At 44.0% G+C, this 20,393-nt stretch carries 22 protein-coding genes, 1 tRNA gene and 1 riboswitch; of the genes, 2 read left to right on the top strand and 21 right to left on the bottom strand.

Annotated elements, in window-relative coordinates; translation table 11 throughout:
• Positions 1–62: 62 nt before the first annotated feature.
• A riboswitch (ZMP/ZTP riboswitch) is annotated at positions 63–146 on the bottom strand.
• Positions 147–211: 65 nt separating this feature from the next.
• From KTH89_RS19130 to KTH89_RS19075, 12 genes are all read right to left on the bottom strand, one after another.
• On the bottom strand, positions 212–451 hold the full coding sequence (locus tag KTH89_RS19130; RefSeq protein WP_238722766.1) for a hypothetical protein: 240 nt from the start codon (positions 449–451) through the stop codon (positions 212–214).
• Positions 452–528: 77 nt separating this feature from the next.
• Positions 529–3,702, bottom strand: a complete 3,174-nt coding sequence (locus KTH89_RS19125; protein ID WP_238722765.1) for a type 2 lanthipeptide synthetase LanM family protein — start codon at positions 3,700–3,702, stop codon at positions 529–531.
• Between the two features lie 94 nt (positions 3,703–3,796).
• Entirely contained in the window at positions 3,797–3,943 is a 147-nt protein-coding gene (locus KTH89_RS19120; RefSeq protein WP_238722764.1) for a hypothetical protein, read from the bottom strand.
• Between the two features lie 119 nt (positions 3,944–4,062).
• The gene (locus tag KTH89_RS19115; RefSeq protein WP_238722763.1) at positions 4,063–4,695 is read right to left on the bottom strand and encodes a sensor histidine kinase; all 633 of its coding nucleotides are present in this window, start codon (positions 4,693–4,695) and stop codon (positions 4,063–4,065) included.
• The gene (locus tag KTH89_RS19110) at positions 4,664–5,284 is read right to left on the bottom strand and encodes a hypothetical protein (RefSeq protein ID WP_238722762.1); all 621 of its coding nucleotides are present in this window, start codon (positions 5,282–5,284) and stop codon (positions 4,664–4,666) included. Before KTH89_RS19110 ends, KTH89_RS19115 begins: the two co-directional genes overlap by 32 nt.
• Before the next feature lie 62 nt (positions 5,285–5,346).
• Positions 5,347–6,072 carry a LytR/AlgR family response regulator transcription factor gene (locus KTH89_RS19105; protein WP_238722761.1) on the bottom strand — a complete coding sequence of 242 codons (726 nt, stop codon included), beginning with the start codon at positions 6,070–6,072 and terminating at the stop codon, positions 5,347–5,349.
• Positions 6,073–6,092: 20 nt separating this feature from the next.
• Positions 6,093–6,650 (bottom strand): hypothetical protein, encoded by a 558-nt coding sequence (locus KTH89_RS19100; protein ID WP_238722760.1) that lies wholly within the window; start codon positions 6,648–6,650, stop codon positions 6,093–6,095.
• A 5-nt stretch (positions 6,651–6,655) separates the two neighbouring features.
• A complete protein-coding gene (locus KTH89_RS19095; RefSeq protein WP_238722759.1) occupies positions 6,656–7,132 on the bottom strand; it encodes a helix-turn-helix domain-containing protein in 477 nt (158 codons plus the stop codon).
• Positions 7,133–7,369: 237 nt separating this feature from the next.
• Positions 7,370–8,086 (bottom strand): ABC transporter permease, encoded by a 717-nt coding sequence (locus tag KTH89_RS19090; RefSeq protein ID WP_158347317.1) that lies wholly within the window; start codon positions 8,084–8,086, stop codon positions 7,370–7,372.
• Positions 8,083–8,898, bottom strand: a complete 816-nt coding sequence (locus KTH89_RS19085; RefSeq protein ID WP_238722758.1) for an ABC transporter ATP-binding protein — start codon at positions 8,896–8,898, stop codon at positions 8,083–8,085. Before KTH89_RS19085 ends, KTH89_RS19090 begins: the two co-directional genes overlap by 4 nt.
• 404 nt (positions 8,899–9,302) lie before the next feature.
• Positions 9,303–11,534 carry an EAL domain-containing protein gene (locus tag KTH89_RS19080; protein ID WP_238722757.1) on the bottom strand — a complete coding sequence of 744 codons (2,232 nt, stop codon included), beginning with the start codon at positions 11,532–11,534 and terminating at the stop codon, positions 9,303–9,305.
• Between the two features lie 131 nt (positions 11,535–11,665).
• Positions 11,666–11,737: transfer RNA gene (locus tag KTH89_RS19075), tRNA-Asn, on the bottom strand.
• A 181-nt stretch (positions 11,738–11,918) separates the two neighbouring features.
• Here KTH89_RS19075 and KTH89_RS19070 point away from each other — a divergent pair.
• Positions 11,919–12,803: a MerR family transcriptional regulator gene (locus tag KTH89_RS19070; protein WP_158347313.1), complete on the top strand. Its 885-nt coding sequence runs from the start codon at positions 11,919–11,921 to the stop codon at positions 12,801–12,803.
• A gap of 409 nt (positions 12,804–13,212) precedes the next feature.
• On the opposite strand, the gene KTH89_RS19065 is transcribed toward KTH89_RS19070, so the two are convergent.
• The 5 genes from KTH89_RS19065 to KTH89_RS19045 all read right to left on the bottom strand — a co-directional run bounded on the left by KTH89_RS19065 (position 13,213) and on the right by KTH89_RS19045 (position 17,061).
• The gene (locus KTH89_RS19065; protein WP_158347312.1) at positions 13,213–14,055 is read right to left on the bottom strand and encodes a CPBP family intramembrane glutamic endopeptidase; all 843 of its coding nucleotides are present in this window, start codon (positions 14,053–14,055) and stop codon (positions 13,213–13,215) included.
• Positions 14,052–14,639 (bottom strand): TetR/AcrR family transcriptional regulator, encoded by a 588-nt coding sequence (locus KTH89_RS19060; protein WP_238722756.1) that lies wholly within the window; start codon positions 14,637–14,639, stop codon positions 14,052–14,054. The genes KTH89_RS19065 and KTH89_RS19060 overlap by 4 nt, the downstream gene beginning before the upstream one ends.
• A gap of 140 nt (positions 14,640–14,779) precedes the next feature.
• Positions 14,780–15,055, bottom strand: coding sequence for a hypothetical protein (locus KTH89_RS19055; RefSeq protein ID WP_158347309.1), 276 nt, complete (start codon positions 15,053–15,055; stop codon positions 14,780–14,782).
• A gap of 56 nt (positions 15,056–15,111) precedes the next feature.
• Positions 15,112–16,266, bottom strand: a complete 1,155-nt coding sequence (locus KTH89_RS19050; RefSeq protein ID WP_238722755.1) for a DUF4261 domain-containing protein — start codon at positions 16,264–16,266, stop codon at positions 15,112–15,114.
• 12 nt (positions 16,267–16,278) lie between these two features.
• Positions 16,279–17,061, bottom strand: a complete 783-nt coding sequence (locus KTH89_RS19045) for a DUF4253 domain-containing protein (protein WP_238722754.1) — start codon at positions 17,059–17,061, stop codon at positions 16,279–16,281.
• Positions 17,062–17,252: 191 nt separating this feature from the next.
• Between KTH89_RS19045 and KTH89_RS19040 the strand changes: the two genes are divergently transcribed.
• Positions 17,253–18,050 (top strand): 4Fe-4S binding protein, encoded by a 798-nt coding sequence (locus KTH89_RS19040; RefSeq protein ID WP_238722753.1) that lies wholly within the window; start codon positions 17,253–17,255, stop codon positions 18,048–18,050.
• Between the two features lie 711 nt (positions 18,051–18,761).
• Here KTH89_RS19040 and rplT read toward each other — a convergent pair.
• From rplT to KTH89_RS19020, 4 genes are all read right to left on the bottom strand, one after another.
• A complete protein-coding gene (gene rplT / locus KTH89_RS19035) occupies positions 18,762–19,118 on the bottom strand; it encodes a 50S ribosomal protein L20 (RefSeq protein ID WP_158347305.1) in 357 nt (118 codons plus the stop codon).
• A gap of 26 nt (positions 19,119–19,144) precedes the next feature.
• Entirely contained in the window at positions 19,145–19,342 is a 198-nt protein-coding gene (gene rpmI / locus KTH89_RS19030; protein ID WP_158347304.1) for a 50S ribosomal protein L35, read from the bottom strand.
• A gap of 34 nt (positions 19,343–19,376) precedes the next feature.
• Entirely contained in the window at positions 19,377–19,871 is a 495-nt protein-coding gene (gene infC / locus KTH89_RS19025) for a translation initiation factor IF-3 (RefSeq protein WP_158347303.1), read from the bottom strand.
• Positions 19,872–20,128: 257 nt separating this feature from the next.
• Positions 20,129–20,393, bottom strand: a 265-nt coding sequence (locus KTH89_RS19020; RefSeq protein WP_330656720.1) for a hypothetical protein, incomplete at its 5' end; no start/stop codon positions are given.

Below are 20,393 nucleotides of genomic sequence, written 5' to 3'. Positions count from 1 at the left end.
CTGCTGCTATCGGTCCGACCTTATTACGTATCTTGGAACGCAAAAAACCGCCTGGTTACTTCGTACAGTACCCAGGCGGTCGGCTCTTCTTCGGTAACGTGCTCCCTGTGGTAAACTCCACTGATCCGCCAGTCGCACGTACATTGTTACTATACAGGATTCGACAGAAAATAGCAAGCCATTTTTTTTTGCTTTTTTCTCGATTCTTTCCTTACTTTTTTCTCATCCGGGAAAGAATGCCCTGCGCTCTCTCCAAGTCTTCTTTTCCTACATAGATCACATACTGGTACGCATATTCATCCCGTATGAACATGCTGCTATCCAAGCCCCTGCGCGCCCCGAATCCTCCGTCCTGTCTGTTGTGGTTATACACTTTGCATCTGAATTTTATATGATTGTCATAAAGCAGGTCCTTTACATTGGCCACGTAATTCATATCCGTGGATATCAACAATTCCTTTCCAAACAGCGTAGGCGTTACCCCTCTCACATAAGTTCAGATCGTTTCAGGCTTTATCATTACCGGAATCAGATTTCCACCGCCATAATATCAGGCAGCTCCGGGTGCAGCGCACGAAGCATAACATAGCCGATCCCGGCCAGACCGGTCATCAATCCTACATTCTGATCCTCCTGCAGCATCAGTTCCAGACTTCCATCATAGATCCCGGACGCTAACTCATTCACGTAACAGGTGCACTCCATCAGGATATCCTGATCTTTGTTCTTTCGCGCATAGTCCATCAGGATACCGATATTTCCAGTATTCCCATGGCACAGGCAATATCCTCTGCGCCTGGGTGTCTGCTTAAGCTTTTCCAGCCCCCGCGTGATATCTCTTTGCAAGATGCTCTGAATATCCCCGTCCGAAATATAAGCTGCCGCATTGACTCTGCCAAGCAATACTCCTGCTGCGCCGTGACACCAGGCTACCGATTCCGTCACCTGTGCATTCATCTCCTCTGAAAGTACAGCTTCTTCCCTGATATCTTTCCAGTTATTTGTCGCCTCGTCGTACAGGCTGTTTTCATACCGCAGGATTTTTCCAACCGCTTCCAGATAGTCCCTCCGAGCCGTATACCGGAACAGGCGGGCAAATGCCAGCAGAAAACCACTGTTTCCATGGGCCATTCCTCCTATAGGCTGCTTTAATTGCGCGGAGCACCAGCCGATTCCCTGATCCGTCGCCTCTGCCTGCGTCAGCAGTAAGTCCGCCGCTGTCACCGCGTCCGCCAAATACTTCTCCTCTTTCGTCAGCCGGAACATATCGGTCAATACCAGAACTGCCCCTGCGTTACCGGACAGCAGATCGAAGCTTTGATCCTGCCCAAAGAACCGGGGCAGGATATCACAATGGCGTTTTGCATATTGTAAATATATTTCTTGCCCTGTAATCTGATATAGAACCTGATACATATAAGCGATGGAGCCTTCCCCGAAAAACGCGCCCGTATTCGGCGTGTCCGTGGAGTTCACATCCTGTTCCGCGGACTGTGTGTAGGCAAAGAACATCTGATCCAATATTTCTGCCAGAGATCTTAGCTCTGAATAGGTTTTTAAGAATGCCTCCGAAAAATTACGTTCTTTTGCCGGCACGCTTTCTTCAGGGATAACCGTTAACAAGGCATGTATAAATAGATTGATCCCTGCCAGCCCGTTGTACAGATAACGGTCCACGGACTGTAGTTCCCACCCATTCTTGCCTCTCTGGTCCGGCATCAGGCTGATCCATCCCGCTTCGCTGTGATTCTGATGAAACACCGCAGTGTCGGCCAGTCTTTTGCCGATATGTCCGGCCGCCCGCAGAATCATTGTCTCATCCAGGACCGAAGCCTTATGGGAAATCAGTGCCTCTTTGCCGTAAGAGTTAAGGAACACCTGATTATCAAGGGACAGGACGGCAAATGTTATATACTGTATCTGCCGCTTCAGGTCGCTGTTGTCCAGTTCAACTATTTTCTGCATTAGGCCATCCATGGCAGTTTGTTCAAAGAACTCCGGGAATTCATTTCCGTCAGAAGAAAACAGCGATCTTTCGGAATTTCGATAATAAAAATAGGGGACATCTCCTTTGAGCAGTGATTTCACTTCGTTCTCCACCACCGGATGCATCCGTCCGCTTCGCATCTGCGTTTCCTGGTACAGGTTATAAAAGAGCATATTCCGGTTTCCGCCGTCTGTCATAACATCGGGATGATAGGAACTTTGTAACAGCATTGTATAGCGCTGGGTCTGCCTTACCACATAGCGGCTCTTTCCGCCGGAACAGGGACCGATCCGTTTTGACAACTCCTGTTTGTTTCTTAACGCTATTTCATAAGCATTGGTAAATCCTTTTATGATATCGCCCAGGAACTGTCCGGCATCGATATATTGGCCATTGAGCAGAGCCTGGTTTTTGTAGCTTTTGGTTCTCGGATAGCGATATTCCACGTGCATATCTGATGTGCCAGCCTCCGCTATATGCGGTATTTTCATAGGAACCTGCTGATTTTCCCGGCCCCCGATAGCGCCCACATTGATCCCATTTCCGGCCGCGTTCCAGATCATAATAGGTAATATGCCCAGATACAGTACGGATTCCTGCAGGATCAGCCGGCATTTTTCATTGGCTGTTTTAAGCTGCCCGCGCCCGGCCCGCATCCCCACTCCGGTCTCCAAATCTATGAACACCGGATATTCACCGCAGGCGATGATATTTTCGCAGTGAAGATCTTTTATATTCAGCAGATAACAAAGGAAAAGCTGTATCCCGATGCGTTGATAATACCGTTTCAGTTCCTCCATACTCGCGCAGGAGCGGTATGGAACCTGCTCTACCCAGCTATGTGAGCCCATATCAATCCTTTCATAGTCATAGATATCCAATCCTACCGAGCTGTACAGCCATTGAAGGAGCTCCTGATATATCTGTTCATTTTCGGTGCTTCGCGGTTTATAGAACAATTTGCTTCCATCCCTAAGGGATAACTGGAGAACACATCTGCCATTGTTGTGGGTATCCGCCAGATTTCCTTCTATCTTTACGATCTCTTCAAAGTCCGGGGCTTTCTTCATGCGGGCCCGGATCATCCCCTTTTCCTGCTGCCAATGATTCAAAACTTCTGTCCAGAAACGAACTTCGGATTCCACGGTATCCTGCAGCTCTCTCGCCATTACCGGATATTTTCCATAAAGGTAATCCGTAAACTCTCTGGTGGACAGGATTTCATTGTTGAAGTATTGATACTCTTCTGCAGTTGTTTTGCCTTTCAGCCGGTTATTCTGCTTGCATTGGTGCATTTCCATGATCAGGCAGCGCAGACTGATGCCCTGGAGCTTTGGCAGAAGGAGTTCGGCGAAGTCGTTTGGGAGGTCATTGTTTTGCGGGCTTGAATGGCTGGACTTTAGGAGTTCTTCGGCGGTGTTGAGCCATGGGGTGTAAAATGCTGGGAAGGGCTGATCGGTATCGTTAGTTTCTGTTTTTATGGTTGAATGTTCTGTCTGTGGGGGAGTGATCTTGTAGCTGTAATTATCTATATCAAACGGGGTATCCTGCAAAAATGAGATAACAGATGAATTTGTTTTGCAGAGGTATTCCAGTACGTCTTTGCCTAAAAGTTTATGCCACTGTGCAGCATATACGTTTATTTTCCTATTTTTATTATTAAGTAATCTATACCGTCTCTCTGTTAGATAAAAGGCATTTTTTCCAATATTCACGGATCTTCTCCTCTAAGTTTATTGTTCAGCACTTTTTATATAAAGAAATTAAGCCACTTAGATTGTTCATCCAGTGGCTTAATCCTTTCACACATTAGCAGCAAATTATGGTTAAATATGTGCTACATCCAACAGTAAAAGTAAAATCTGGAGCTTGCGCACTATCTAACATAGCATTTTGTGCATTTAACTCTTCAAAAATATTGCCTGCTGGGTAATCTTTTGTATTATCCATAAACATTCTATTTCCCCCCCTTCTACATTTATTATAATATTATAAAATATTATTTTTTTTATAATATCGACTATATTAAATATATAATCAATAACATAACTTCCGCACAACTTATATTTCATTCATTACACTATATTGAATAAAGTAACGTTAGCCTCAAATTTAAACTTATCATAGTTATATGTAAAAACTCCCTCATTTTTCTCCACAAGTTGACGGACACTCATTAATCCCAAACCGTGTGAATGGCTATTCTCTTTTGATGTACTAATAATACCATTCTTTTCAATAGGAATATTCTTTAAGCTATTTGAAATATTCATATTTATCACATCATTATTTTTCAAAATACTAATATGTATCCAAGGCTCATTCTCTACAAAAGAACAAGCTTCAATAGCATTATCTAATAAGTTACCTAGAATTAAACATAAGTCATAATTATTATTAGAAAAATTTATTTTATCGGCATTTATGACAATTTGAATTCCTAATTTTTTAGCTTCTGATAGTTTACTATTTAATATCATATCTACAAATTCATTATCTGTCCAAATAAAATTTGCACTTTTTGATACGGTTAAATGTAAGTTTTTTAGATAATCTTTTGCTTCATCATTTTTATCTGTTTCTAATAATTTACTTAAAATCATCAGATGCTTATTGATATCATGGCATAATACAGCATTATCTTGAAATATTGAATGCATTTCAACATAACTAGTTTCAAGCAACGAATTTCTCATGACTGCCATCATTAATAGCTCTATATTTAATATAGCAAAGAAAGACCGTTATTAAAATAATAAAAGCAACAAACCAAAGTAGCCATTGATAAAAAACAATATTCGTAATGCTTTTTAAGTAAATTTCTTGGTAATAGGACGTAACAAAATAAATTGATAATGAAGTTCCTGCTAAGACCACATAATAATTATCAATTTTTAGTTTGTTGCCTTTAATAAATTTACTAACATAATAATAGCCAATGACCAATATTAATAAATTTATTCCAATAAACACATACCTTTCACTACTATTAACATTTATAAACTCATATCCTTGTTTTCCATGAGAAATAATATCATGAAGGTACATTATAAATAAATTAATCATTACAAAACTAACTTGATAAAACAAATTTACAACTAAAATGGCTCTCTTTTTTCCTTGGAATAAAAACGAACCCGTTATTGTTATATACAAACATTCTAATACCAAACCACCATTTGAATAAAAGTATTTCTGCATATTTATAGCAGTCATAATTGATATGGGTAACGCACATAAAATACTTACAACAATTAATTTGGATTTACCCAACTTGGCATTAAATAAATCTTTCAAGATTAAGTATCCAACAAAAATTCTTACATAAGTGTATACAAAGTTCGTCAAATGAAAGCCAATCAAATATATTTCCTCCAAAATTTTGAAACCAGCATCTTCACGTCCTGAATATGTGTCCTGCTTGCATACAGCTGTTCTCCATTATCCAATATAATCTCCAGCCCATTGATTTTTTGGATCCGGGAAATATTTATGATAACACCTTTATTTATGTACACAAAACCATCATTATTCAACTCCGTCATGACACGGCTCAAACTGTTTCTGATCGTGCTCGTACCGTTGCCCGTAACGAACACGGCGTTTTTCTGTTCTTTATAAATATACAGAATATCGCTGTAGAATAATTTCTCCCGAAAACCGGCTTTATCGATGGTATAGAATTCGCCGCTTTGAATATTCATCCGTTTTCCGATTTCTTCCAGAGCCTGAGGAAGTTTTTCCGCGGCTTGTTCTTTCAGGATATAGCGGAAAATATCCAGTTCATAACCGTTCAGCGCAAATTCCAGGTGGTTTGTGATAAATATCACATAAGAATTCGCATTCTTTTGTGCCTGTATGAATTCCGCCAGCTTTAACCCGTTTATTTCTCCATCTGATAGTTCGATATCCAGCAGATAGATATGAAACTTCTTTCCCTCCTGCAATTCATAAATCAAATTACAGCCTTTGGAAAACGTGCTTAATTTATGCTCTACAAAATGTGATATAAAATATTTTTCCGATATTTCTTTTAATTCTTCTAAGAAATCGCTGTCGTCATCTACGATAGCCATATTTATCATTTGTTCTGACCCCATTACTTTTATATATTGAACTCATAGAATTTATTCTTTTTGACATCATGGAAATAACAGTCCTGATCATTAATCACGAGCAGGTACATATCATTATTATCGCCCACCCCCGGCCGATTGTTCCGGCAATAGGTGTATATCCCATTTTTATGCGATTTGACTTTTTCAATTATATCATCCACTACCTCTTTGATCGGCATCGTGTGATAAGGGGAACAGGACCATGTTCTGATCATACTCCGAACGCTGTTAGGATTCAAGTTTATTTTCTTCGCATTATAGAATTTTTTTGGAAAAATCATTTCTCGGCATGTACCAAGCTTCTTTAAAATGGAATCAAAAAGCTGGTAATTGTCCTTATAATCAAATCCCAGTTCCATATAGGCACGAATCTGAATTAGAGCCGCTTCCAGATAAGTGCTGTCTTTTCGCTGTTCATACCAGCGGTTTAGTTGATAAATACTTTCTGATAATGTGTTTTTTATAGATATACCCGTATACTGCAAAGCATTTACAGTAATTTTAACAGCTTCCACACTTCCCCTGCAAGTATCTATTTCACTCAAATATATCAACCTTTTTCATTTCTTATATTTATGTCGGCCTTTTTCAGTAAAAGCCGAACCGTCTCTCTGCTGATCGGAGGTCCCAGTTCTTTTTTATTAACTTCTTCCTTCAATAGTTCCAAAGACCATCTGCGGCGTCCCTTTGGCGGCGCGGAACAGGCCAGCGCGATCGCATATGCCTCAATTTCCTTGTTTACCTTCGGCATTCTGGCTGATGTTGGATTATAATGAGATGAAATCGCATAATCCAGCCCGCCCTGGGCATAATCCTTTGCAACACGAACTACTGTTGTTTTCGCCACATGGAGATTCTCTGCTATCTGACAATAATTCATCCTGGTAATATTCTGCTCATTTATCGTTAGCAGAATAGAAATCCTTTTCGACAAACGGTTGGAAAGGTTCCGGTCTGTGCTCAATGCCGATAATTTCTCCTTTTCCTCTTCTGTCAGAGAAACTACATATTTTGTATGCCCATTCATTTGTATATCTTCCTTTTAGATCCAATTTTTATTTCCTGTTCATCATATGTCAAAAAATGTCAAATTTGGCAATCTTGTCCTTTATCTGACATATTTTGTCCTTCAAATGTTATTCTGTAACAACGTTTCTCATGGTTACCTTCTGTCAGGAAAACAGGAAAGCCGCTGCAGTTTATCACTGCGGCGGCTCCTATTGAGAAATGCGAATTCATTTTTATGATTGGTAATGGCAGATCCCTACTCCGACTTTAGTCTGTTTAACAAAATAACGCACAAAGCTACCGCTGCCGCCAGGATCACTGCCAAAGGCCACAGGTTTCCAAAAGTAAAGCTTGTATCCGACATCAGCCGGTACCCCCAGGTGGCCGGTACCATATTTCCCAGATTTCTGAAAAGCCCTGGAAGCAGATCTACCGGGAACATAATCCCCGACAGCATGATAGACGGCAGGAAGATCAGCTGGGATACCATGGTAAGTTTCGCCTGGTTTTTCATTGCCAGCCCCAGGACACTGCCGATCCCCAAGGATACCGCTATAAAGACGGCAAGCATACCGAAATAAAACAGCGGATGTTCCGGAAGAGCCGCGTCAAACACGAGAGGGGCGGTAACATATATGATCCCGCTCATAATCATCAGATGGATAAACGCAGACAAATACATCGAAACCAAGCCAAGATATAACGGTACTCCATTTGCTTTATAGGCTTTCTTGATATCACTAGCATATATCTCCACAAGGGAAGGCGGCAGGCCGATCAGCGCACCCATGGATACTCCCATGACGGTCATGGACTGGATCAGCGTATCCTTAGCCGCCGGATTGACGGAAGTGAAGATCCCTCCCATGACCGCAAAGAACAGCAGCGGCACCACATAACAGGTGATTAGCAAGGACTTGCTTCGTATATCCAGTTTCCATTGTAATCCTACTCCATACAAAAAAGCGCTCATTCGCCGTTCCCCCTCGCTATATCGATAAAATGCTGTTCTAAGGTCCCCCGGTCTATCTTGATATCCAATACCTCAACGCCTTTTTGCTTATAGTTTTCCAGCAGGGCCAGCATCGTATCCCCGATATTATCGGCCTCATAACACTCTTCTCCCTGATCGGTCTCAATGCGAAGCTTATAGCGCCTGCCGACTTTAGCGGTCAGCTCCTCCACCGTACCTATGAAAACGATAGCGCCGTCATTGAGAATCGCGATCCGGTCACACAGATTTTCCACCTCGGCCATATCGTGGCTGGCCAAAACGATAGTTTTTCCCTCCGCTTTCAGTTTCCGTATCTGTTCATGGAGCGATAATCTGCCTTCCACATCCAGCCCGGCCGTCGGTTCGTCAAGAAACACGATATCCGGATCGCTGAGCAGGGCAAGGGCCAGATGCAGCCGCCGTTTCTGTCCTGTAGAAAGTTCTATGTACTGTTTTTTAGCCAGCTCGTTGATTCCCAGGGCAGCCAGCATGGAAGGATCGGCTTCTACCCGGTTCCATTTTGCAAATAACCGCACGGCCTCCATCGGTCTGATGTGATCCGGCAAAGACGCCGACTGCAGCTGTATTCCCACCCTGCCATTTACCACGATCCTGCCTTCCTCACATCTGCGTAAGTTCTCGATAATTTCAAGGGCTGTGGTTTTCCCCGCGCCGTTCACGCCCAGCAAGGCGAAGATTTCACCCTTTTCCACATGGAAATTTAATCCCTTCAGAACTATATGATCGCCATAACTTTTCTTTAGTCCTTCAATCTGAATGGCATAACTCATGCTTTTCCCCTTTCAAACGGATGATATCCCAATGCCGATGTCAGCGCACCTGCCGCCAGAATCCCAGTGGTATTCCTCTGCTATCTGTCATTATCATCACTCTGTATATAATATAATTCATGACCTTACGTAACATGCAAGATTTTTTTGTTTTTGTTGTTTTTGTTGTTTTTTGTTTTTTCAGACATGTATTTTAGCCGTCAGAATAACAGGCTCTCAGTATAACAGGTTCCCAGGATGTAAAAGACATTTTCCCCCTATAAAACCATATAAAACGCGCCGCGATCGAGTCTCGACCGCGACGCTTATCCAACATTCGGCTTATCACTTTTACTTAACAGAATCATCCGCTGTCCCAGGCTCCGTGAAACAGGCGTGCCGCAACCGCAGAAGGACCATTTTATTTATAGCGCAAGGCTGTCCAGCCAAATATACATACTTTGAATCAGGGGACGGTGATCTGCAGCCTCCACCGTACACTGATAATATAGCACTCTGGATATACTGCCGTCATGGCGGATGAACCGGTAGACGAAAGGCTCTACTTTTTCACCCTCGATCATCTTCAGGCTGTTCTGGTAAATGAGATTCAAGTCGTCCGGATGGACGATCTGACGCAGATTTCCTCCCATTTCCCCATAGAACTGCTCCGGGGAATAACCAATAATATCAAACATCACATCATTCATATAGGTAATGACCATATCCGCGGTCAGCTCATAGCGGATGACGCCCAGAGGCAGCATGGAGTAATAAGGATCCAGCAGCGCTCTCTCGTCCAAATGCCTGTCCTGATTTATCTTGATTTCTCTTTGCGCCCGGAACAGATTGACATAGCTGTCCGCCCGGATGAAATGCATATTGAATTTGATCAGTGTTAGTTTTCCTCCGGTTCGTATACAGTTGAAGGAGAAATAGAAGTTCCTGCAAAAAGGAGGCTGGGTGCCCTCATCTACCAGTATTGCCTCGCCGCTGACAGGAATGAAGTTATCCGCATGGTGGGGCGTGATGCTTCTGTAAATCAAGGAGAATTTTTTCCCCCGGATATGAGCTGCAAAATGGGGAAAGATCTCCTCCTGCCCATACAGCGGCTGCCCACAGAATAAATCATGCCATTCCACCTGGTTGTCTATACAGGCGGCAAACTGTTCGAAATTTTGTTTCACAAAGTAATCTGTGAAGACCTGCTCCACAAAGGCGCGGACAGCGTCGGTATGCTGCTGCTCCACAATAGAACATCCGCTGCGTCCTGCCTGCAGCAGCTCCTCGAACCGGGACCGCTCCATCGGGCGGGCGTAATAGAAGCCCTGGACCACATCGCAGCCGATCCCCTTCAAAAATGCGATCTGCTGTTCATTCTCGATCCCCTCACAGACGATCGCCATTCCCAGCGCCTTGACGATCGAAGTGATCGCACAGATGATGGAAGTATTTCTAAAATCCTGCAGATCCCGGTTGAAAAAGACCCGGTCCAGCTTAATGACATTGACCGGCAGCTCCTGAAGCATACCAAACGATGAATAGCCGGACCCGAAATCATCCATGGCAACCGAATAACCAAGGCCCCGCAGTTCCCACAACTGATCGATAATGGGCTGCGCATCTTCCACCAGCATATTTTCCGTAATCTCAATACCCAAGTTTCTGGAAGATACGTGATATTTCTCCGTAATCTCATGCAGACGCTGCGCAAACCCGTCTTTGAGAAAATGAAGGCGGGAGAAGTTACAATACACCGGCACCACGGAAAAACCGGCATCCAGCCAGCGCCTGATATTCTTACAGCTGCATTCAAACATGTACAGGTCCAGCTTGACAATAAGCCCGCTTGTTTCGAACAGAGGCAGGAACCGGCCCGGCTCCAGAACGCCATACACGGGATGACGCCACCGAACCAGCGCCTCCGCCGACACCGGAATGTTATCCTGGACACTGTAAAGAGGCTGATAAAAAGGTTCAAATTCGCCGTTCTCCAATGCGCCCCGAATCTGTGACGCCAAACAGAAGAACATATCCTCCTGTTTACCGTTCTGTCCTGTATTCGCAGGCTGGAGAATCTGATGAAACACATATTGATTGCGGCCGGCCTTTTTCGCCTGGCGCATCATCCGGTCCGCCTGCCCAAGCAGCGCGTAAGAGGTCATCTCCCCTTCCCTGTTCCACAGAACGCCGCCGATACTGATGGTCAGCTCCGCTTTTACCTGCGGCGTGTCATGGAGGTTTACCGTTAACCCTTCCGTTACCGCGAATAATGTATCACTGAACTTTCTCATATTTTCCGGAGTGGCATTTGGGATCACCCCCACAAACGCCTCCCCGTTCAGCCGGCCCAAAATTCCACGGTCCCGCTTGAAGCATTCCACCGTCTTTTTTCCAAACTGCGCCAGTAAAAGATCACCCAAAAGATATCCGTATGTATGGTTAAAGACTTTAAAGTTATCAAAGTCGATAAACAGCAAGCCAATTGGATAGAGCCTCTTTGCCAGGCATCTTTCTATAAACGCGTTTGTAGTCGACCAATTCGGCAGTCCGGTCAGACTGTCCAACGTGGTCAGTTTCTCAATCAACTCCTCTTTTTCTTTCAGAGCCCTGCTCAATTCCTTGTTCCGGCGGGATAAAGCCTTGTTTTCCGACATGAAGCTTTTTCTCACTTTCTTCCGTTTTTCAGTACGGGTTTCAGCCATGTATGTATTTATTTATTCCATCGGAGCACACTTTCCTTTGGAACAAAAAAACCTGCAAACATACGTTTACAGGAATTTTTCAACTCCCCGAGTTGGGCTCGAACCAACAACCCTTCGGTTAACAGCCGAATGCTCTACCATTGAGCTATCGAGGACTATACTCTAACAACAATGTTAATTATAATAACAGTCTACCATGATGTCAAGATTTTTATTCCATTTTTTTGAAATTCTTTGTTGTTCTTTTTTTAATACGATTATTTTTAGGAATTATTTTTTAAAAATGCTTGACCACCCCCTTAGGGGACAGCTTATGATAATATGGAGGTGATTCTAATGCTAATAAAACAAGTAAGTACTATCACAGGACTAACAAAAAAAGCCATCGAATATTATACCCTGCAGGGGCTGGTTGCGCCGGCTGTATTGAATAACGGCTATCGGGATTACAGCCAAAACGATATTGAGCTGTTAAATAAAATCTCTGTTCTCAGAAAGCTTGGCATTAGTACAGAAGAAATTAAAACTGTGCTGGCGGATCATTCCAACAGCGCTTTACAAGACATTTCCCTCCGAAAAGAATTGCATTTTCAAAGAGAATCCAGGAAAAAGGAAATTCTTGACGAATTAAGCCGCGGCCTGCCCTATTCAGATATCCGCTCAAAGCTGCAGGCTTTAGAGAACGGTAAGACCATCACCGAAAAATTGCTGGAGGCCTTTCCGGGCTATTACGGCCGATTTATCTGTATGCACTTTGCCACGTTTTTGAATGAGCCTATTGAGACGGAAAGCCAGCAGAACGCTTTTGATACGATTTTAGACTTTTTGGACAATATCCCTTCTCTGGAACTGCCTCAGGACCTGCAGGATTATTTAGCGGAAGGCACCAGGCATATAGGCACGGAGCAGATCACCGATATGCTGAAAAACACCAGGCAATCCATCGAAAATCCGGATGAATTCCTGTCTGATAACAAGGAGTTTCTAGAACAGTACCTGGCTTACAAAAAAAGTGACGAATATAAAAAGTCACCTGCCGGCAAGCTCACGAAGTTGATGAAGGAATTTTACAGCACCACCGGATACTACGACGTCTTCATTCCGGCCTTAAAGAAGTTAAGCCATTCTTATTCCGAATATTACCGGCATTTGGAGATCGCGAATGACAGACTGATATCCGAATACCCGGAGATCGAACATTTGGACGATCTGAAAGGATGAGCCTGTAGGCGCATCCTTTCAGAGTTTCTCAAGCTTTCGAATGTTTATCGAAATATTTTACGTTATTCCTGTGCTGCTATTTTTTATAGCTATGAGCACTTGCGGCTGTTTTTAAGCCGCTTATGTGCGATGCATGAAAAATAGTCAGCGAGGTTTTTTCGAGCGCTACTATTTTTTATTGTCTGTATCGCTGTTTTAGCCGCCACAAGGTGGCAAATTGCTCCATAGGCAGACCCAGCAAACCCGCATGAAACGCTTATTGGAGGCCGGACCCCAAACCCCAGAAAAGGACCGCCAGCAGCGGACTTTCCCTCGGCCCTTGCCGGGGGATTGGGGGGCTCCCCAACAAGCGGATTTTTGGAGAAAATCGACCTTAATCAAAAAAACATACTGCTTCATTTCCTTTGTGTTATACACAAGTTTTTTCTTTTTTACAACGGCTAACAATCAATACAATTGCCAGTGAAAGTATGTTCGACAGTACAATTCTGGCAATTTGCAATTCGTCGGTTCCGCTTTCCGTCACAACATGAAGCGTATTCCCAATAAAATTATTGAAAAAGTGCTCGGAAATTCCCACCCAAAGGGTGCCGCTCATGGATACGCACAATCCCCACTCCAAGCCTAAAATTCCGGCCAATATCACATATCCAATCGCCATGATGACCGCTGTAGAAATATCCATCAACCCATCATATATACCAAGCACCACCATTACAATATGCCACACCCCAAATAGAGCCGCTTGTATCCAGTTGGCTGTGAAGAACCCAAAACGTTCTTTTCCCAGCTTTAGAATGATACCGCGAAACAATCCTTCTTCCGCTAATACATTGATGATATTTACAGCTACACAGATGGAGAGTGCCACAAAGGTGGCTGTAACCTGTGTGGTTGCGCCGGTAAGTGCAAAATTGCTTACAAAGAACTGCAAAGAAATATGATGACCCTGTGAGCGTAAAAATAAGATTTCAACAAAATAAGATATTCCAAAGGTAATTACGCCAAGGGCTAGTCCAGACAAAATACTTCGCAACATTCGTTTGGTGCAAAAGCCAATATCAGCCAATCGAAAATTGGAACGCCTTAGCACAATGACGATTGTAAGTATGCAAAAGAGCTTTGTTCCAATATTATCTGCGACGATGGTTTGGTCCGTGCGGACATATAGAAATTCTATATACTCCACAACAGAGCATAAGCAAAAAAGTGATGCAATTTTTATAACTGCGCCGCCGTTTCTTTCTTTCATGTTGACTGCCCCCTCGTAAGCTGTGAAAGGATGTATTCCATCTGATGGTCGAGAAATTCCTCACTTAACGTAAGCACAGTACTGGAAATGCGAAGCCCCTCCAATAAAAGCACTATATTTTGAGCTGCAACATCAGGTTCTACCGAAAATTCGCCATTCTCAACACCATTTTGAATTATCCGTAACAGTTGACCGCTTGCATGCATAAAGTTGTCTTCCATTTCTGCTTTATTAAGTGCCGCACTGTGCGCAAACAGATATTCATAGGTGGCTATAATTAGGCTGTCAGTCGGATTTAGAAGCTCCCTTTTTTGCTCATTTAGAAACCGTCTCATTTGCTCTTCTGCACAGCGAGTATTTTCTATCTGCTCAGTGAAAAGATTTTTCTCTGCCTTTGCCCGCAAATCTAGTACAGCCTCAAATATTTCTGAAGTATCGTTAAAATATAGGTAGATGCCACCACGGCTAACGTTGCAGGCCGTCACAATATCTTTCATGGTAACGTCCTTAAAACCTTTTTGTGCAAATACTTTTTGAGCCTGTTCAAGAATGTATTCCTTTTTCCGAACTGATTTTTCACTCATTCGACTACACCTCCGCAGAAAAACTGACACTAGTGTCATATTTATTATATGACATTCGTGTCAGTTCTGTCAAGGGCTATTCAGTGCTAATAAGCCGTAACCGGCTGGAAAAATAGTCAGCGGGGCTTTTTCGAGCGCTATTATTTTTTATAGCGGTATTCCTCCGCCGGATAAATACTGACCGCGTAAGGGGTTCCGTCAATCGGTTTATAGATCTCCACGATTGCATAAAACGCCGGCAGTCCCGGTACCCGGGGTTTGGCTATACACATAAATTTGTAATTCGTCCCATTCACGATCTGAGTCGCTACCGCAATCGGTTGATAAAAATAATTCTCGTGGCTGCCAATGGCATTATAAAATATGAACTGATCATAAGGCGTTAGTTCTGAATGATAATCCCATCCTCCCGTCATCCTGATCCCCCATCATACTCTTTCTATTACTATATGTGGGGATCGCAGATGCGCTCCTACAAATTGATTTTCAGGCTGTAACCTTCCACCGCGGCCCCTTCCGACCGGGAAATACGAAGCTTCTGGTCTTCGGTAAAGCCTATGGTCTCTCCGTCATGGAGTTCCACGCCGCTGTCCAGGCAATAATACACAACGTTAAAAAGAAATTCCCGGATCTGCTGGAAATCAGCTTCACTGTCCAGCACCTCGATCTCCTCTCTTCCAAAGGCGGTCATTCCATAGGTGTAACCGCACATGCCGTGTTCCCCCTGATACAACCCGAAATAGATCAGGTTCAGGACCGGCAGGCCGCCGTCTTTGAGCATCTGCGCTGCTTCCAGATAGAACTGCGGCTGGAACACCGTACCGGATGTATAAAGGCCGATGGCATGTTCCTGTTTCAGACAGACACAGCACAGCTTGACAAACAGGTTCCCTGCGTCGATGGGGGATTCCCCTTGATTCATAACTGCCACCAGCAGGTGGGCGGTATGTTTCCCGGCCGTTTCCACCGCTTCCGGCCACATATAATTGTTGGCAGCGTTCTGCACCGCCTCATCATCCGGCACCGGCGCCGGCATCAGGCTGACGGCCGCGATCATGTTCCCGATATTCCAGACATAGGAATCGTGATCCGGGGAGGTATCGTCATCAGAAGATTCCCCCTCCGCTTCTTCGTCTTCCTCCACCTGTATTCCCCATTCCTGAAGCAGCTCCGCTTTTAACTGGTCCGCCTGTAAAGAACATTCATCCAGCAGTACAAATCCTAAAAAAGAGCCGGAATGGCCGGTTTGGTCCTGATTTTCCGGCGCGGTTTCTTCCTGTCTGCCGTCCTCTTCTTCCGACTGCTGCTCTTTCCCGCGTGTCATCCAATATTCCCGGATCATTTCCACCATGGAGACCGCCTGCTCTTTCGCGGACTCTTCCCGGTATTCCTGCATTTCACTGAAGACATGTCCGCAATGCTCCACGGCCCCTGCTTCATAACCTCCGCATACTCCCAGCAGCCATTTGCCAAAGAACGTTTTCTTATATTTAAATATGTAATAATGCAGATCATGCAGATCAAATTCTCCCGCACATTCGATCTTAGCCGGGGCTTTCCCCAGTTCGTGTTCGTCCGACAGCCACTCCGTCATGGCCGCCGCTGCCGCTTCCTGTTGTTTACTCATGCTATTTTCCTCTCAATCCCACCAAAAATACCAGACCGTCGATTTGGTCAGGGTGTCCGCGAGTTTCTCCACGCTGCCGTCTTCCTCGCACTGCTCGACTCGGTCCGGGCAAAACGCATACTGCTCCAACGCCAGCCGGCCGGCCGCTTCATAGTCCCCCACCGGCTCTTCCAGGATGAATTCCAGTTCATCGTGGCTGACACAGGCAGGCACAGCGCCATAATTTTCATACCAGCAGCGGGCCGCCGCCATTAACTGCGGCGTATCCGGGCATTCATTCCAGTTACCCATAGGAAGCCAGGCAAATACTTCCCAGGGGTGTTCCGCCGGTATTCTGGCCAGGATCATCTCATCGGTCTCCTTCGTCTGGTAATTCCAGTAAGACAGGAACCGGTCACAGGTTTCGCCCTGCTCCCTTACGCCTATGATCTCCTGCTGCCAGTCGATCTCATCCTCTATAGCTTCCTGACGACGTTCCTGAATCAATTGTTCCAGATACCGGGCCCCTGACTCGTTACCATGTTCCAGCATCTCACGGCGGTAATCTTGTATATCCTGGAGAACTACCTGATCCCCATCGCCGTCCTTCGCCGCATTTATCTGCAGACATTCCAACAAAGTAGCATCCACTTTTACCAATACAGGGACAAATCCCGTCGCTCTTCCCTGAGCATAAGCATTCTGATAGGCTGTCCACAACCCGTCGTCATCATCCATAGGCCCGAATACCTCACAAGGGCAGTCCAGATATTCCATCATCTGTACAGCCAATTCACTGGGCTTATACGGTTTCATTCTCACTCCTCCTTCCGTATTTTACGCATAGCAGGAATTTGCCTGCTTCTATAATTGGTATATACCATTTTCGTTATTTTACCATTTTCTGTAGGATAAGTCATTTAGTTTAGGGAAACTTAAGAAATTAAGAAAATTGACATTCCATATTAAGGGTATTACACTGAAATAAAGAAAAAGGAGCCAACTATATGCCGTATAAGCGGCAGGAAGGGGTAAATCACATGTTCTCCACAATTACCATCGTTACTTTCAGTCCCACAGGCGGAACCAGAAAAGCCGCTGTTTTTCTGGCAAAAGGACTTGCGCGGCAAATCCGTGAAGCAGATCTCTCACTGCCCGAAGCACAGCCTCTAAACTTTACCAGGGAGGATCTTATCCTCTTCGCCGGTCCGGTATACGGAGGAAGAATTCCGTCCTGCATGGCGGAAAAGCTGAAAAATATCCGGGGGAATCAGACACCTGCCGTCGTCGCCGCCGTATATGGAAACCGCGCTTATGAGGACGCGTTGCTGGAGCTTCATGATATCGTGTTGGAACAAGGATTTAAGCCAATAGCCGCGGCCGCCCTGTTAGCGGAACATTCCATCATACATAAACTGGCTGCACACAGACCCGATGTCCAGGATCAGGCTTGCCTCGCGGAATTTTCCAAACGGATTCTGATGAAATGGGAGTCCGGACAGAGGGACATCACTTCGGCTATTCCAGGCAGCCGGCCGTATAAGGTCTGGAACTCCGTTCCGAAGATTCCGGTAGTCTCCGATGCCTGCAGCCGGTGCGGGTTATGTGCGCAGAAATGCCCGGTACAGGCGATATCAAAAGTCTCTCCCGGCGATACAGATCCACAAAAGTGTATCCAGTGCATGCGCTGCGTCTCGATCTGTCCGGCTCATGCCAGGTCGCTTCCGGCGCAGGTGTTAGCGGCGCTTGGAGAACACTTGCAGCCATTTGCCGGGCTGCGCAGGGATAATGCGCTGTATTTATAAAATTAAGCACGATAAAGGGGAATTCAAAAGAAATGATAAAAGAAATATTATTGACTTTCTTGATCTTATGGTGCGAAAACTGTCTTCACTATGCTTTGCACCCCTTTTCTGCCGTTTATTAACTGACAATAACCAACTGTCACTGACCGTCAGAAACGTGGCTGAAGAAAATAAAAGTATTCAACTTTTTCAATCGATATGGTCATACTTGGGTAATCCAGTTCATCTCTTATACTGTTTATAACATTTCTAAATGACTCAAAAAATTTTTCTTCATCCACATATTCTACCGGATTTCTGACAGTCGTTATGACGTATGCCGTTTCGTCCAGTTTACAGCCTCTTATTTTACCACATACTAAAGTACGGTTACTAATCAAAGCCGTAATAAATATGTCGTTGTTTTTGAACTCCTCATTTGCGCTGTTTCCCATAGATAAGATATGTATTGATCGGTATAAAGTTTTGAATCTATACCAAATAAAGTTACAATATATCTCTCAGTCTCCACAATGTACGCCTCGATTTCCATGGTTTACGTTTACTATAACTTATGCTTATTTCATTCAGATGTTACTATTTTTTAGGCAAGTGGCATCTTCCTTTCCTCCGCATTGCGTTCCCGGGGAGCGTTTTTTATTTCGTAGGAACACTTTCTTATGAAATAAAAAAGCCCCTGAAACATCACTGTTTCAAGGGCCTGTCTATTTTTTACGCTAATTTCGCTTTTGCCACTTCAGCCAACTGTGCAAAACCGTCTGCATCATTTACAGCCATCTCTGCAAGCATTTTCCGGTTCATATCCACACCGGCCAGCTTTAAGCCATACATAAATTTGCTGTAAGATAATCCGTTGATTCTGGCAGCTGCATTGATTCTGGCGATCCACAGCTGACGGAACTGACGTTTTCTTTCTTTTCTGCCTGCGTAGGAGCTGGTCAGTGCTCTCATCACAGACTGTTTTGCTACTCTGTATTGTTTTGATCTTGCGCCTCTGTAACCTTTCGCAAGCTTTAATGTACGATTATGTCTTTTTTTAGCGTTCATACCGCCTTTTACTCTTGCCATGTCTTATTTCCTCCTTCACTTACATCCTATAAATAGGGCAGTATCTTCTTCATATTCTTAACATTGGTTGCATCCGTGATGGTTGCTTTTCTAAGATTTCTCTTTCTCTTCTGAGATTTCTTAGTTAAGATATGGCTCTTGTATGCTTTATTTCTCTTTAATTGTCCGGTTCCTGTCTTTTTGAAACGTTTTGCAGCAGCTCTGCTTGTTTTCATTTTAGGCATTTCTATGTTCCTCCTTAGAAATTATAATCTATTTTTAACGTTTTTCAGTTAAAAACATAGTCATGCTCCGTCCTTCCAGTTTGGGAGCTTTCTCAACGGTTGCCACATCTGCGAGTTTCTCGGCAAATACATCCAGAATCTGCTTGGAGCTCGACATGTGAGCCATTTCCCTTCCACGGAAACGAAGTGTCACTTTAACTCTATCACCTTTGGTGAGAAACTTTCTCGCTGCGTTCACTTTCGTGTTCAAATCATTTGTATCAATATTCGGTGAAAGACGTACTTCCTTGATATCAATAACTTTCTGCTTTTTCTTGGCCTCTTTGTCTTTTCTGGCCTGCTCATAACGGAATTTGCCGTAATCGATAATCTTGCATACCGGCGGCTTCGCGGTAGGGGCAATCTTTACCAGATCCAGCTCCGCCTCGCGCGCAAGCCTCATGGCCTCTTTCGTCGAAATGATACCTAATTGCTCTCCATCTTCCCCAATCAAACGAACTTCTTTGTCCCTGATCTGCTCGTTAATCATTAAATCGCTAATAGTTGTGCACCTCCATAAAAAAATTAAAAAGTGGATAGACAGACTATCCACTTATAATGAGCATATTTTAATCATGCTTTTCATTATTAACCATAGTCACGCTCTTGTGCTAAGGTGAGAGTGGATACTCTTCTTCGTTGTTCGCAGCTTTATTAAAATTATCACATTTTCACCGGGCTGTCAAGTTTTTGCTGGAAACTTTTTTCCAAACTTTTTTTCAAACATTTTTCTTAAATTTCCAAACATTAGGAATGATCCGCGGCTTTCCCCCATTCACGAATCACGTCTACAGAAAGATTTGCTATAGATGCAACCTTTTCTATAGATATACCAGCTCGGAGCATATTCAGAACCAACTCTTGTTTTCCTTGCTCCATCCCCTCCTCATAAGCATCCTTCATTTCCGCCTTCCGATCCATGATTGCCATCTCTCTGCGAAAAGCCCGGTAACGTTCCTCGTCATCCAGCGAAAAATCTTCAAACGTATCTACCGTTTCCTTCATATACTCA

Source organism: Diplocloster agilis, from assembly GCF_019042275.1.
In the GTDB taxonomy this organism is placed as follows: domain Bacteria; phylum Bacillota; class Clostridia; order Lachnospirales; family Lachnospiraceae; genus Diplocloster; species Diplocloster agilis.
This window is presented reverse-complemented; position numbering and strand designations above follow the sequence as displayed.